We start from the raw sequence: 14,248 nt of genomic DNA on the forward strand, positions 1-14,248 counted from the left end.
GCAGAAACGTGGGCGCTGTGGATGTCTGGCCCCACATTATAGTGCAAGCCCTTAGGGGACGCCGCCAGCCGCGCCCGGCCGGCGGCGCTGCCTCATTCGTAGGCAGTCAGGCGTTTCTGCTCCTGGACTGTGAACTGGGAATCGCGCAGCTGCTGCATGGTGACTTCGTTGGCGCCCTGCAGGCGGGCGCGGTCGGCGCGGTAGGCGGCAATGCGGCGCTGCCAGTCGGCTTCCTCGCGGTCCACGTCGGCCAGCCGGGCGGCTGCTTCCGGCGATAGCGCGGCGGCGCGCAGGCGATAGACTTCGTTATCATCGGCGCCCTGGCTGCGGGCTTGCTGCACGGCCGCTTCCAGGCTCAGGATCTTGACCGGCGCATCGCGCTCGGCCTTTTCGGCTGCCGACAGTTTGCCGTCCAGCGCCGACAGCTGCGCGCGGCGCTGGGCGTCGCTCAGTTGCTTGTCCTGGGTGATTTCCAGCCGCGCGATGGCGTCACGGTCGCGCGCATCGGAGGCGCCAAACAGACCTGCCAGCTCGGCGGCGCTGAAATAATCCCTGCGTAGCCTTTGCATGGCTTCCAGCCGGGCGCGCGCAGCCTTGGCCTGGTCCGGCGACGGCTTCAGCTTGCCCTCCAGGTCCGCCAGCGCGTGCTTGTAGGCGAGGTAGCGGTCGAGCAGGGCGATGGCCTCGGCTGCGGCGATCGGCGTCAGGCGCTGGCGCAGATCGCGCTCGATGCCGGCGCGGATGGCCGGCAAATCCTGCTCGCCCAGCGACGACAGGTAGTAATCAAAGAGATGCGTCAGCTCTTCATTGATGACCAGATGGCCGGCGTCGCTGCGGATGTCGCCGTCCGGCCGTGTTCCGGCCATTGAGGGGGCGAATGCGGTGGAGGTGACATCGCCAGCGGCGGCATTGCCCCCCGCAGCCGGCGCAGATTGCGCGCTGGCGGCAGGCAGCGGCGCCTGGCCCTGCGGCCACAGCACCCAGATGGCGGGCGCCACAGCCGCAAGGGCTAAAGCGAGATAGCGCAGCAGTTTCACAGGCCCAGGCCCTGCAAGCGGTTGGCCTGTTGGCGGTACAGCGTGACAGGATCAGTCTCGAACAGATTCGTGATACCGATCAGCTGGTTCACCTCATCCAGGTGGTTGAGGGCGTAATCGTCGCGGATCACGCGGCCCAGATGGCTGGAGCAGCTGGCGACCAGGCCGTCGTTCTTCGCGCCGCCAAACGCCAGGCCCGTCAGCGCCAGGAAAGGATCGGCAGCGTCGAACACATTGGTGTAAGGCTGGGCGCCGCTCCAGGAGAAGTAATACACGCCATGCACCTGATACGCGCCTTCGCCGCACGCGGACGTCGGCACGCCTTCAGGATGGGCCGCGTTGAAGGCCGCGGTGCCTGCCGTGCTCAGCGACACCGCCGCCGCGCGCGAGCTTTGCGGGTACGTCGAGCTGCCGGACAGAAGGCTGATCAGGCTGGCCAGTCCGTTCGCCACGTCGTAAGCCACATCCGGTGCCGCGCCGATCAGCACGTCCGCCACCTTGGAACCCTTGTTCACGCCGCCCACGCTGGTGACGGACGCCACCAGGTCCGGCCGCACCGACGCCACATAGCGTGCTGTCGGGCCGCCGTGACTGTGGCCGATCAGGTTGACCTTGGACGCGCCCGTGGCAACCAGGATCTGTTTGACTTGCAAGAGCAATTGTTCGCCGCGCACCTCGGTGCTGTTAGCGGCGGACACGGTGGTCACGTACACGGTTGCGCCGCCGCTGCGCAGGGCCGGTGCAATGCCGTAGAAGTAATCGACCGGGCCGATATTGTCGAAGCCGAACAGTCCGTGCACGAGCACGATGGGATAGCGGGTCTGGGTATAGCCGGTGGCCCAGGACGGCAGGGCCAGGCAGGCGAGCAGCAGTGCGGACAGGCACGTCAGGATGCGTTTCTTCATTTTGTCTCCGTGTGAAGGAACTACGTTCAAGGGCCGGGCATTGCCCCGTCCGATCTGCGCCGGTTAGAAAAGCGAGCAGCTGCTCGGTTTTCAAAATTTAGCACCGTATTTTAAGGAAGAAAGGGCATTTCGCAAAAATTCCGGCGTTCTGTTCTGGTCGGAAATTTAACGTTGTTTTAATGAGCTATAATCTTTCAGCACTCAACAAACGGAGCCAGCGTTGCCGGGCAGTTTCGACTTCAAGCAATTCCAGGCCAGCACGCCGCTCGACGGCGACAGCATCTGGTCCTGGCTTCTCACGCGCAATGCCGGGCGCATCACCGTCAAGCGCCCCAAGCCCGCGCTGGAAAATCTCGAACGCATCTTCGCCGCCACCTTCCGCCTCGCCAATGAGGTGGGCTTCCGCGCCATGACCTTGCGCGACTTGTGCCGTGAAACCGGGCTGTCCATGGGCGGCTTGTATGGCTATATCGACAGCAAGGACCAGCTGGCGGAAATGATTGAAGACGTGGTGCGCCATTGCAGCTCGGCCGTGCCGGAGTGGTACGCGGATATCGAGAATCCGCGCGAACGCCTGGAAGCCATGGTGCGCGGCTGGATTTATCTTTCCGAGTTGCTGCAGCCCTGGTTCTACTTCGTCTACATGGATTCGCGCGTGCTCAAGCCCGAACAGCGCGCCACTGCCAAGGAAGCCGAGCTCCACGTTCAGGCTGTGATTGCAGACACCATCCGCAAGGTGGAGCCGCCGCGCCAGTGCAATCCCGATCTGCTGGCGGCGCACTGCCTGGCCGCCTTCCAGGACTGGTATGTAAAGCGCTGGAAGTATCGCGCCGCCAAGGTCGATGTGGACGATTTCGCCGCCAGCGTGGTGGCGGTGCTGCGCAACGGCTTGTCCTGATTTCAATGTTGTTACGCCTGCGTCAGGCGTACGCCACAGTCCTCCCAAATCTCGTTGACGCTCGGGAATTTTCGACCGATAGTCGTCGTACGAAGAGCAGATTCTCTCGAAATATAACAACTTTAATTTCTGTAATGGAAAGGGCTGGGCATGTTCAAGAATCTGTTGATCAAGTGGAAGCTGGCGGTCCTGGTTGGCATCATGATGATCGCGCTGGTGGTGCTGGGCGCAGCAGGGTATCGGGGTATTGCAAAAGTGGGCGGATCGGTGAACGAAATCGGGGTCGTTCGCCTGCCGTCGATTCAGGGGCTGCTGGAATTGAACGAGGGCCAGACCGCGGTGGCGCTCGCGACGCTGCGCACGGCCATCTGGGAAAACGACTACACATCGCAGGCGAAGTTCGCCGAAGTGATCAAGCTGCGCGATAAGGCCTGGGCCAACGCCAACGGCGGCTGGAAGCGCTATGAGCCGCTGCCGCAAACGGATGAAGAAGCGGCCATGTGGAAGCAGTTCGTGGGCGAGTGGGAAGCGTGGAAGGCCGTCGACGCTAAACTGGGCGCTACCATCGCGGCGCTTGCGTCCAACAAGGACGAAGAAAAACAGAAAGAGCTGTTCAAGCAGTTCTACGCCCAGTTCGACGAAGCGGGGCCGCTGTTCGCCAAGGCCGAAACCTCTCTGGACAAGATCACCGAGCTGAATGACAACGTGGCCAAGGGCAGCGTGAAGGATGGCCTGGCGGCTGTCGGCACGGCGGAAGCGGCCATGATCTGGACCGCCATCATCGCGCTCGCCGTGGCGATTGGCTGCGCATGGTATATCGCGCTGGCGATCACGCGTCCCATCGAATCGGCAGTGCAGGTCGCGCAGACTGTGGCTGCGGGCGATCTGACCAGCACCATCACCGTTGACACCAGCGAAGAAACCGGCCAGCTGTTGCAAGCGCTGAAAGACATGAACGGTAGCCTGATCAAGGTGGTCGCGCAGGTGCGCAGCGGCACCGACACGATCGCCTGCGCGTCCAGCGAGATCGCGAGCGGCAACCTGGATCTGTCTTCACGTACGGAAGAACAGGCATCCTCGCTGGAGGAAACCGCCTCCTCGATGGAAGAACTGACATCCACGGTGCGCCAGAACTCTGACAACGCACAGCAAGCCAACCAGCTGGCGCGCACGGCATCGGGCGTGGCGGAGAAGGGCGGCGACGTGGTGGCACGCGTGGTGCAAACCATGGATTCGATCAATGAGTCGTCCTGCAAGATCGTCGACATCATCGGCGTGATCGACGGCATCGCCTTCCAGACCAATATCCTCGCCCTGAATGCGGCGGTGGAAGCAGCGCGTGCCGGTGAACAGGGCCGCGGCTTCGCGGTGGTGGCATCGGAAGTGCGCAATCTGGCCCAGCGTTCCGCCGCGGCAGCGAAAGAAATCAAGCAGCTGATTGGCGACTCGGTCGAGAAAGTGGGCGCCGGCAGCAAGCTGGTGGCGGAAGCGGGCAGCACGATGGGCGAAATTGTCACCAGCGTGCAGCGCGTGACGGACATCATCCAGGAAATCAGCCTGGCGACGCAGGAGCAGAGCGTTGGTATCGACCAGATCAACGATGCCATCGGCCAGATGGACAGGGTCACCCAGCAGAATGCGGCGCTGGTGGAAGAAGCGGCTGCCGCATCGGCCTCATTGCAGGAACAGGCGCAGTCGCTGGCCGCTGTGGTCAGCGTATTCAAACTCGATCCCAGTCTGTTGACGGCGCCTGCCGCCAAGCCGCGTGCTGCGGCTGTGGCGAAGCGTCCTGTCGCGCTGGCGGCCGCCGCACCGCTCAAACGTCCGGAATTGAAGCGTCCCGCGCCGGCGAAAGTCGCCGCTGCGCGCGAAGCGGCGGATGACTGGGAAGAGTTTTAAGCAGGACAGGCCAGCAGCAGGGCAGTGATGTTGTCACGGCTACCGTCCTGCTTGGCCATTTCGGTCAGCGCTGCGCAGGCGGCTTCCAGGCCGTCCAGCGTGGTGTGCGCAAGAATCGCTTCGATGGCGCCCGCCTGTGCTTCGCCATACAGCCCGTCGCTGCACAGCAGATAAAGATCTCCCGGCTGCAGCGGCATCGCAAAGACATCCGGTTCGATGTCGGGACTTGGCCCCAGCGCCTGCAGCAGCAGATTGCGTGGCGGGAGAGGTTCCGGCAGGCCTTGTTCCAGCGCCTGCTGGTAAAGCGTGTGATCGTGCGTCAGTTGTTCGAGCAGGCCATCGCGCCAGCGGTAGATGCGGCTGTCGCCGACATGCAGTGCGATGGCAGGCGCGCCTGGCTCGGGCTGCCATAGCGCGCTCAAGGTGGTTCCCATGCCGATGCCATCCGCCAGTCCGGCCGCTGCGTTCATGCCGTACAGCGTGGCGTTCACGTGCAGCACCGCATCGCGCGCCGCCTGCACTGCGCGTGGACTGGCACCCGTCCAGGTGGTGTCGGGATCGACAGGATGATCATGCACATTGGCCAGCTCGCGTGCCAGCAGCAGCAAGGCTTCCGTGCTGGCCAGCGCGCCGCCGGCGTGGCCGCCCATGCCGTCGGCCACCGCCACCAGTCCCAGTCTCGTATCGATCAGCAGATTGTCCTGATTGGATGGGCGGACGGTCCCGGTATCGGTGAGCCCGCAGGCGGCGCCCATCGCCAGTGTGTGCGGACGCGGTGGCGAAAGCGGAATCATCGGATCAGCTCCGCATGCTGCAGCAGCTGCTTCGGTGGCGGCATACCGAGACGTGCCGCGACGTCCATGTTCACCAGGACGTTGAAGCTGCCGATAGTTTCGATCGGAATCTCGCTCGGGCTGCGGCCGTGGAAGAGGATTTGCGCGGTCTTATGCGCGGTCAGTTTGCCGATTTCGCGATTGCCGCTCACCAGCCCGAACAAGGCTTTGCCATCGCGCAGATTGATTTCGGTGGCCGCGAAGGTGGGCAGATGGGCGTCGAGCGCCACTTGCGTCAGCAGCTTGCGGTGGGTGGCCAGGAAGTTATCGGGGCCGATATACAGCAGCTGCACGCCTTGCCGCGCCAGATCGTTCACCATGCCAGGCAAGGCGTCGACTTGCGGTTGTCCATTGGCATCCAGTGGCACAGGCTTGGCGATGATCTCGCAGCCGCATTGCGCCGCCTCGGCGCGCAGCTCGCGCACGGTGGCCTGGGAATTCAATTCGTTCGGGTTGTAAATGGTCGCGATGCGGGCAAAACGCCGCCAGGCGCGGATGGCCTTCATCTGCTGGCTCACCGGCACCACATGGCAAGTCCCCGTGATATTGCGATGCGAGGACTGCAGCGAGCGCACCACGCCAGCGGCTTGCGGCGTCGATACCATGGTGAACACGACGGGGATGTCGGTCTCGTGCGCATCCGGGTCAACGGCGCCTTCCTTGCCTGCCACGGCCAGCGTTACCGATGTGCCCCAGGTGTAGATCAAGTCTGCGCCTAATGCGCGGGCTTCGGCGATCAGGGCAGGGACGCGGCTGATATCCAGGTCCACATTGCGCTCGATGAATTCGACTTTCAGTTTGTGCTGGGCGAAGTAGTCGCGGAAGCCTTGTTCGGCGGGCGTTTCGCCGTAGGCCAGAATCATGTAGATGCGCGGCACATGCGGCTTGCTGTCGTGCGCCAGTGCGGCCAGTGGCGCCAATGGTGAGGCGGCCGTGAGCATGGCCGCGCCGCGCAGGAATGTGCGCCGCGTGCCGCCATGCGAGGGCCGTCTCGTCTGAGTCATGCCAGCGATTCTACACCGCTTACTGTGCGGGCGTCGCAGGCTGCGCGGGCGGCGTCGCTGGCGGGTTGGCCGGCGCGGCAGGCGTACCAGGTACTGCGGGCGTCTCTTCGCCCGGCGCCGCTTCGCCCTCCGGCGCCGGCGCCTGATCCAGGTCGATGCCGCGCACCGTCGGATCGCTGGTGTATTCCTCCAGCATCCAGTCGCCGTCCTGCTGCACCACGCCTTCCGGCGCTGCACGTTCGATTGGCCCGCGCTTGGCGAGAGCGACTTTCATGTAGTCGATCCAGATCGGCAGCGAGAGCGTGGCGCCGAATTCGCGGCCGCCCAGCGATTTCGGCTCGTCATAGCCCATCCAGGCGACGCCGACGATGCCGCCGCCATAGCCGGCGAACCAGCCGTCCATGGCGTCGCTGGTGGTGCCGGTTTTGCCTGCGATGTCATTGCGGCCCAGGCGCTGCGTGGCTTGCGCGCCGGTGCCGGTGCGCGTGACTTCATGCAGCATGCTGTCCATGATGAAGAGGTTGCGCTCGTCCAGCACGCGATTGCCGTCCTGCGCGACGGCTGGTGGTTTGGTTTCGGACAGTACGGTGCCCTTGCTGTCGGTGATGCGCGAAATCAGGTATGGCTGGACCTTGTAGCCGCCGTTGGCGAATACCGCATAAGCGCTGACCATCTGCTCCGGCGTGACCGCGCCCGTACCCAGCGCCATGGTGTAATTCTTCGGATGCTTGGCCAGATCGAAGCCGAATTTGCCGAGGTAGCCGTGCGCATAATCCAGACCGGTCGCGCGCAGGATGCGCACGGAAGGCACGTTCTTGGACGCGGCCAGCGAACGGCGCATGGTAATCGGGCCGTCAAAAACATTGTCGTCGTTCTGCGGACGCCATGGCTCACCGTTGGCGCCGCCCGGCAGCTCGATAGGCTCGTCCAGCACCAGGGTGGCTGGCGAGAAGCCCTTCGAGATCGCTGCCGAATAAATGAAAGGCTTGATGGAGGAGCCCGGCTGGCGCCAGGCCTGCGTCACGTGATTGAACTTCTGCAGCGTGTAATCGAAGCCGCCGACCATGGCATGGTAAGCACCGGTTTCAGCATCGATGGCGGCAAAGGCGGCGGCTACTTTCGGCACTTGCGTGATGGCCCAGGTCTTTTTCTCGCCGCGCATGACGCGGATGACGGCGCCAGGGCGCAGCTTGAAGGTTGGCTTGGCGTTGGCCGACAAGGCCGGTGCGGCCAGCTTCAGGCCCTCGCCGGTTATGGCCAACTGTTCGCCGTCGATGGTTTCCACTTTGACTTCGGTTGGCGAAGCTGCCAGCACCATGGCTGGAATCAGGCCATCGCTGGAGGTGCGCTTGCCCAGCGCTTCGTCAATTGCATCCTCGCGTGCTTCTTCATCGGCCGGCAGATCGATATAGGCCTCGGGGCCGCGATAGCCGTGGCGCTGGTCGTAGGCAATCACATTGCGGCGCACGGATTCGTAAGCGGCATCCTGGTCGGCGCTGATAATCGTGGTGTAGACGTTGATGCCCTTGCTGTAAGCGTCGTCCTTGTACTGCGCAACGACGGCAAGGCGCGCCAGTTCGGCAACATATTCGGCGTGGGCTTCGAACTCCTGGCCGCGGCTGTTGATGCGCAGCGGCTCGTGCAATGCCTGCTGGTACTGGGCTTCGCTGATGTAGTTCAATTCACGCAAGCGGCCCAGCACGACATGCTGGCGGGCTTTGGCGCGCTTGGGATTGGAGATCGGATTGTGGTGGGCCGGATTCTTCGGCAGGCCCGCCAGCATGGCGATTTCGGCGATGGACAGGTCCTTCAGCGACTTACCGAAATAGGTGCGCGCCGCGGCCGAGAAGCCGAAGCTGCGCTGGCCCAGGTAAATCTGGTTCATGTACAGCTCAAGAATTTCGTCCTTGCTCAGGGCGCCCTCGATGCGGTAGGCCAGCAGGATTTCGGTGGCCTTGCGTGACACGACTTTTTCGCGGCTCAGATAGAAATTGCGCGCCACCTGCATGGTGATGGTGGAAGCGCCCTGGCGGAAGCCGCCGGCCAGATTGGCGCGCGCGGCGCCGAGGGCGCGAATCCAGTCGATGCCGCCGTGTTCGTAGAAGCGCGTGTCCTCGATGGCGAGGATGGTCTTCTTCATCATGTCCGGAATCTGCTTGATCGGCACGAAGTCGCGGTGCTCTTCACCGAATTCGCCAATCAGCACTTTGTCTGCCGTGTAAATGCGCAGGGGGATCTTCGGGCGATAGTCGGTTACTGCTTCCAGCGACGGCAGGTTGGGGGAGACCACAACCAGCAGGTAGCCAATGACGGCGGCAACGCCTAGAACGGCGGCTACGCCTGCGGCAATCAGGGCACGGATGACGAATCGGCGATTAACGGTCAAGGCAGTCTCTCGGTTGCAAAGTCGGGCAATTATAGACTATGCAGGGGGAGCGGCTTATGCCATAGTGCGGGCTGTACTTTCAGGACGCAGACATGCCAAAGGATCAAGGAATGCCATTCGAAGGCCAGCCCCAGGTACGGCCATATATCCCCGATGAAGCCCAGCTTCCCGAACTGACTTTCCGCTCTCTGCTGCTTGGCACAATCCTTGGCATGGTGTTCGGCGCATCCTCGCTTTACCTGGTGCTGAAAGTGGGCTTGACGGTCAGCGCCTCGATCCCGGTGGCCGTGATTGCGATTACCTTCTTTGGCCTGACCAAGAAGATGGGCGGCAAGGATTCCAGCATCCTCGAAAACAGTATTGCGCAAACCGCCGGTTCGGCCGGCGAATCGATTGCGTTCGGCCTGGGTGTGACCATGCCCGCCATCCTGATCCTGGGCTTCGACCTGGAGATCTGGCGCGTGATGCTGGTGGGCGTGCTGGGCGGTCTGCTGGGCATCCTGATGATGATTCCGATGCGCCGCACCATGATCGTGGATCAGCACCGCGAACTCAAATTCCCCGAAGGTACGGCCTGCGCTGAAGTGCTGAAGGCTGCGGCCAACGATACGTCCCGTCTCGCTGCCGGCGAAAGCCTGCAGGAAGAGTCGGAAGCTGCCCGCGACGCCAAGCGCCGGGCGCGCATCATCTTCAGCGGTTTCTTCATCGGTCTGATTTACAAGGCGATGAATGTGTCGCTGAAATGGTGGAAAGATACGCCGGAAGTCGTGCTGGGCGCGCCGCTGAAGGGCGGCTCCGTGGGCGGCGAAATCTCGCCGGAGTTGCTGGGCGTCGGCTACATCATCGGCCCGCGCATTGCGCTGACCATGGCCGGTGGTGGCGTGCTGTCGTATCTGCTGCTGATCCCGATGATCAAGTTCTTTGGCGACCCGCTGACCACCGTGCTGTCGCCGGGCACCATGCTGATTTCGCAAATGGGGCCGGACGATGTGCGCAGCGCTTATATTCTGTACATCGGCGCCGGCGCCGTCGCGGCAGGCGGCCTGATTTCGCTGGTGCGCGCCATGCCGATGATTATCCGCAGCCTGTTTGCGGGCCTGTCCAATGTGGGCAAGGGCAGCAAGGCCGATAGTACGCGCCGCACCGAACGCGATATTCCGATGAAGTGGGTGGTGATCGGCTGCCTGGCCATCATTGCCGTCATCACCGCCGCAACGCCGCTGCATATGAATGTGCTGGGCGCGCTGCTGATCCTGGTGTTCGGTTTCCTGTTCTCGACGGTTTCCTCCCAGCTGACGGGCGAAATCGGTTCCTCTTCCAATCCCACCTCCGGCATGGCCGTGGCCACGCTGCTGTTCACCTGCCTGATCTTCCTGATTCTGGGCTGGACCGGCGGCCAGTATTATGTGACCGCGCTGTCGGTTGGCGCCATCGTGTGTATCGCATCGGCCAACGCGGGCACGACATCGCAGGACCTGAAGACCGGCTTCCTGGTCGGCTCCACGCCGCGCCTGCAACAGTATGCAATCCTGGCCGGTTCGCTGGCCTCCGCGCTGCTGCTTGGCCCGATCCTGCTTCAACTGAATAATTCCAGCACGGTGTATGTGCCTGCTGCCGAAGTGGCGCCCGGTCTGGTGACCGATGCTTCGCGCCTGACCGCCACCGCCAGACTGCAAGGCCCGCAGGCCGCCAGCGACAGCCGCACTTACAAGGTGTGGGAGAAGCAGGACGACAAGGGCGGGCCGGCCGGCAAATACTATGTGGCCGATGACGGCAAGGCGGTTTATCTGGTCGATCCGGGCATCAACGGCACGCACACCAGGCGCCCGGATGGGTCGGAAGTGAAGAAGTACGACGCGCCGAAGGCCGTGCTGATGTCCTACATCATCAAGGGCATCCTCGACAACAAGCTGCCGTGGACGCTGGTGATGTTGGGCGTGATGATTGCCGTGATTCTGGAAATGTCGGGCATCGAGTCGCTGTCGTTTGCGGTGGGCGTGTATCTGCCGCTGTCGGCCACGCTGCCCGTCGCGATTGGCGGCCTGGTACGCGGCTTTGTCGATCGGCGCAACAGCAAGCTGCCGCAATACGCAAATCTGAATGAAGATGAGAAGCAGGCCGCAGGCGACCGCAGTGCAGGCGTGCTGCTGGCGTCAGGCTATATCGCAGGCGGCGCGCTGGCAGGCATCGTCATCGCAATCACTGCCGGCTTGATGACGGACTTCGATACGATGGTGACGAATTGGGCGGAGCACAGCAATCCGTTCTACAGCGGCGAGGCGGCCAATGCGCTGTCGCTGCTGCCGTATTTTGTGCTGATTGCATTGCTCCTGTGGGTGGCACGGGAGAAAAAACAACCTTAACAAGGAGATTGGGGATGAGGAAAGAGCTGTCTGCTGCATGCTTGTTGCTGGCCGCAGGTGCGGCTGGCGCGGCCACGCAATCCATCGATTGCGGCCGCCTGCTGGACGTGAAAGCCGGTGTATGGCGAGAGAAGGTGACGGTGGTGGTGGAGAACGGCAGCGTGAAGTCGATCGCGCCGACCGCCGGCAAAGGCGATGTGGACCTGAGTGGCATGTCCTGCATGCCGGGCTTCATCGACATGCACGTGCACCTGTCCTCGCAAACCCAGCCCCAGGTTGAATCGCTGCGCAGCCAGCTGACGCTCGACGTGCAGGACCGCGCCTATAAGTCCGTGGCCTACGCCCAGCGCACGCTGTTCGCGGGCTTCACCACCGTGCGTGATCTGGGCGATAACGAAGGCCTTAACATCTCCCTCAAGCGTGCCATCAACAGCGGCGCCATTGTTGGCCCGCGCATGTTCACGGCCGGTAAGGCGATTGCCACCACGGGCGGCCATGCCGACCCAAGCAACGGCTATTCGCGTGAACTGCAGCATCTGAAAGGCACGCCAGGACCGGACGAGGGCGTTGTCAACAGCCCGGAAGAAGGCCGCCAGGCGGTGCGCGCCCGTTACAAGGAAGGCGCCGACGTGATCAAAGTGACCGCCACCGGCGGCGTGCTGAGCCAGGCCATCAGCGGCATGAACGCGCAATACACGGAAGAAGAATTGCGTGCCATCGTCGCTACCGCCAAGGATTACGGCTTCAAGGTGGCGGCCCACGCCCACGGCGCGGAAGGCATGAAGCGCGCGCTGCGTGCGGGCCTGGACTCCATTGAACACGGCACCTTCATGGATGACGAAGCCATCGCCCTGTTCAAGAAAACCGGCGCCTGGTACGTGCCGACCATCAGCGCGGGCCGTTATGTGGCCGACAAGGCAAAGGAGCCGAATTACTACTCGGACCTGGTGCGGCCTAAAGCTGCCGCCATCGGCCCGCAGATCCAGGGCACCTTCGCGCGCGCCTACAAGGCCGGTGTGAAGATTGCCTTTGGCACGGATGCCGGCGTATTCCCGCACGGCGAGAACGCGAAGGAATTTGCTTACATGGTCGAAGGCGGCATGCCTGCGGTGGAAGCGATCCGCGCTGCGACGCTGAACGCGGCCAACCTGCTGGGCCAGTCCAGCCGTCTTGGCTCGCTGGAGCCGGGCTTCGCGGCCGATATCGTTGCCGTCAACGGCGATCCGCTGCAGGATATCAGCCTGCTGCAGAATGTCCGCTTCGTGATGAAGGAAGGCGTGATCTACAAGCAGTAAAGGGTTGCGCGAAACGCGATGACGTCGTATCTTGTTGGAAACTTAACGGGGACGGCATGGCGGAAGCACGACAGGATGTGGATTGCGATATGTTGGTTGTTGGCGGCGGCATCAACGGCGCAGGCATTGCGCGTGATGCCGCTGGCCGCGGCCTTTACGTGGTCCTGTGCGAAAAAGACGACCTGGCAGCGCACACATCCTCCGCCTCCACCAAGCTGATTCACGGCGGTTTGCGTTATCTCGAGTATTACGAATTTGGCCTGGTGCGCAAGGCGCTGGGCGAGCGTGAAGTGCTGCTGCGCTCCGCGCCGCACATCATGTGGCCGCTGCGCTTCGTGATGCCGCACAATAGCGGCCAGCGCCCGGCGGTGCTGATCCGCGCGGGACTCTTCCTCTACGATATGCTGGCCAAGCGCGAGCTGCTGCCTGGCTCGCGCGGCATCAACCTGCGCTGCCATCCGGCAGGGCGTCCGCTCAAGCCGGAGTTCGCGCGCGGCTTTGAATATTCCGACGGCTGGGTCGATGACGCGCGCCTGGTGGTGCTGAATGCGATGGATGCCGATTCCAAAGGCGCTTGCGTGCTGACGCGTACCAGTTGCACGGCGCTGGAACGCGGCCCGCAATTCTGGACCGCCACGCTGCGCAAAGCCGACGGCACCGAGAAGCGCATCACCGCGCGCTACGTGGTCAATGCGGCCGGCGCGTGGACGCCGTCTTTTGCCGAAGCGGCGCTGAGCAAGGCGCAGCCGGGCCAGCTGCGGCTGGTGAAGGGCAGCCATATTGTGGTGCGCCGCATCTTCGAGCATGACAACGCTTACATTTTCCAGAACAAGGATGGCCGCATCGTTTTCGCCATTCCTTACGAACGCGATTTCACACTGATCGGCACCACGGACATCGATTACAAGGGCGATCCGGGCAAGGTGGCGATTGAAGAAAGCGAAATCACTTATCTATGCAAGCTGGCCAGCGATTATTTCCGCGAGCCGGTCAAGCCTGCCGATGTGGTCTGGACCTATGCCGGCGTGCGCCCGCTGATCGAAGACGAAGCAAGGGACGCCAAGGCCGTCACGCGCGACTACCGTTTCGAGATTGAGACTGCCGGCGGTGCGCCGATGCTGAGCGTCTTCGGCGGCAAGATCACCACCTTCCGCCGCCTGGCGGAAGAAGCCGTAGACCATATCTGCAAAGCGCTCGGCAACCCGCAGCGCGGCTGGACGGAGAACGCCTGCCTGCCCGGCGGTGATTTGTTCGGCGCCGTGCCGCAGAACCGCAGCGTGCTGGAGTTCTGCCAATGGACGGCGGCCCTGCAGGTGAAGTACACCTGGCTGCCGCCGGAATTGATTCGCCGCTACGCCCGCGCCTACGGCACGCGCACCCATACACTGCTCGATGGCCGCGCATCGCTGGCGGATATGGGAGAAGAAATTCTGCCGAACCTGTATGCGGCCGAAGTGGACTACCTGCGCAGCAAGGAGTGGGCGGTGACGGCGGCGGACATCCTGTGGCGCCGCTCCAAACTTGGCCTGCACCTGCCCGCCGGGGCCGAAGCCCGCCTCGACACCTGGCTCGCCGCAAATTAAATGGGGACGCAACACATTTAAATCGCAAATGTGTCGCGTCCCCAT

10 protein-coding genes are annotated in these 14,248 nt (G+C 63.1%); 5 read left to right on the top strand and 5 right to left on the bottom strand.

The genetic code is table 11. From position 1 onward, the window contains the following. Positions 1-92: 92 nt before the first annotated feature. Positions 93-1,037, bottom strand: coding sequence for a lipase secretion chaperone (locus AB4Z19_RS05660; RefSeq protein ID WP_442026074.1), 945 nt, complete (start codon positions 1,035-1,037; stop codon positions 93-95). Next, positions 1,034-1,942 carry an esterase/lipase family protein gene (locus AB4Z19_RS05665; RefSeq protein WP_442026075.1) on the bottom strand — a complete coding sequence of 303 codons (909 nt, stop codon included), beginning with the start codon at positions 1,940-1,942 and terminating at the stop codon, positions 1,034-1,036. Before AB4Z19_RS05665 ends, AB4Z19_RS05660 begins: the two co-directional genes overlap by 4 nt. Before the next feature lie 220 nt (positions 1,943-2,162). Between AB4Z19_RS05665 and AB4Z19_RS05670 the strand changes: the two genes are divergently transcribed. Continuing rightward, positions 2,163-2,840: a TetR/AcrR family transcriptional regulator gene (locus AB4Z19_RS05670; RefSeq protein WP_442026076.1), complete on the top strand. Its 678-nt coding sequence runs from the start codon at positions 2,163-2,165 to the stop codon at positions 2,838-2,840. Positions 2,841-2,990: 150 nt separating this feature from the next. After that, positions 2,991-4,739 (top strand): methyl-accepting chemotaxis protein, encoded by a 1,749-nt coding sequence (locus AB4Z19_RS05675; RefSeq protein WP_442025649.1) that lies wholly within the window; start codon positions 2,991-2,993, stop codon positions 4,737-4,739. On the opposite strand, the gene AB4Z19_RS05680 is transcribed toward AB4Z19_RS05675, so the two are convergent. From AB4Z19_RS05680 to AB4Z19_RS05690, 3 genes are read right to left on the bottom strand one after another with little or no spacing between them, the layout of a single operon-like run. Next, positions 4,736-5,533 carry a PP2C family protein-serine/threonine phosphatase gene (locus tag AB4Z19_RS05680; protein ID WP_442025644.1) on the bottom strand — a complete coding sequence of 266 codons (798 nt, stop codon included), beginning with the start codon at positions 5,531-5,533 and terminating at the stop codon, positions 4,736-4,738. The two genes, AB4Z19_RS05675 and AB4Z19_RS05680, sit on opposite strands and share 4 nt — an antisense overlap. After that, complete coding sequence (locus AB4Z19_RS05685) at positions 5,530-6,576, bottom strand: ABC transporter substrate-binding protein (RefSeq protein ID WP_442025645.1); 1,047 nt, start codon at positions 6,574-6,576, stop codon at positions 5,530-5,532. The genes AB4Z19_RS05680 and AB4Z19_RS05685 overlap by 4 nt, the downstream gene beginning before the upstream one ends. Before the next feature lie 19 nt (positions 6,577-6,595). Further along, positions 6,596-8,962 carry a penicillin-binding protein 1A gene (locus AB4Z19_RS05690; RefSeq protein ID WP_442034598.1) on the bottom strand — a complete coding sequence of 789 codons (2,367 nt, stop codon included), beginning with the start codon at positions 8,960-8,962 and terminating at the stop codon, positions 6,596-6,598. A gap of 92 nt (positions 8,963-9,054) precedes the next feature. Between AB4Z19_RS05690 and AB4Z19_RS05695 the strand changes: the two genes are divergently transcribed. From AB4Z19_RS05695 to glpD, 3 genes are read left to right on the top strand one after another with little or no spacing between them, the layout of a single operon-like run. Then, on the top strand, positions 9,055-11,325 hold the full coding sequence (locus AB4Z19_RS05695) for an OPT family oligopeptide transporter (protein WP_442034600.1): 2,271 nt from the start codon (positions 9,055-9,057) through the stop codon (positions 11,323-11,325). A 14-nt stretch (positions 11,326-11,339) separates the two neighbouring features. Then, positions 11,340-12,620, top strand: a complete 1,281-nt coding sequence (locus AB4Z19_RS05700) for an amidohydrolase family protein (protein ID WP_442034602.1) — start codon at positions 11,340-11,342, stop codon at positions 12,618-12,620. Between the two features lie 56 nt (positions 12,621-12,676). After that, positions 12,677-14,203: a glycerol-3-phosphate dehydrogenase gene (glpD, locus tag AB4Z19_RS05705; protein WP_442034604.1), complete on the top strand. Its 1,527-nt coding sequence runs from the start codon at positions 12,677-12,679 to the stop codon at positions 14,201-14,203. Positions 14,204-14,248: the final 45 nt, after the last annotated feature.

The organism is Pseudoduganella sp. RAF19, from assembly GCF_052114165.1.
In the GTDB taxonomy this organism is placed as follows: domain Bacteria; phylum Pseudomonadota; class Gammaproteobacteria; order Burkholderiales; family Burkholderiaceae_D; genus Rugamonas.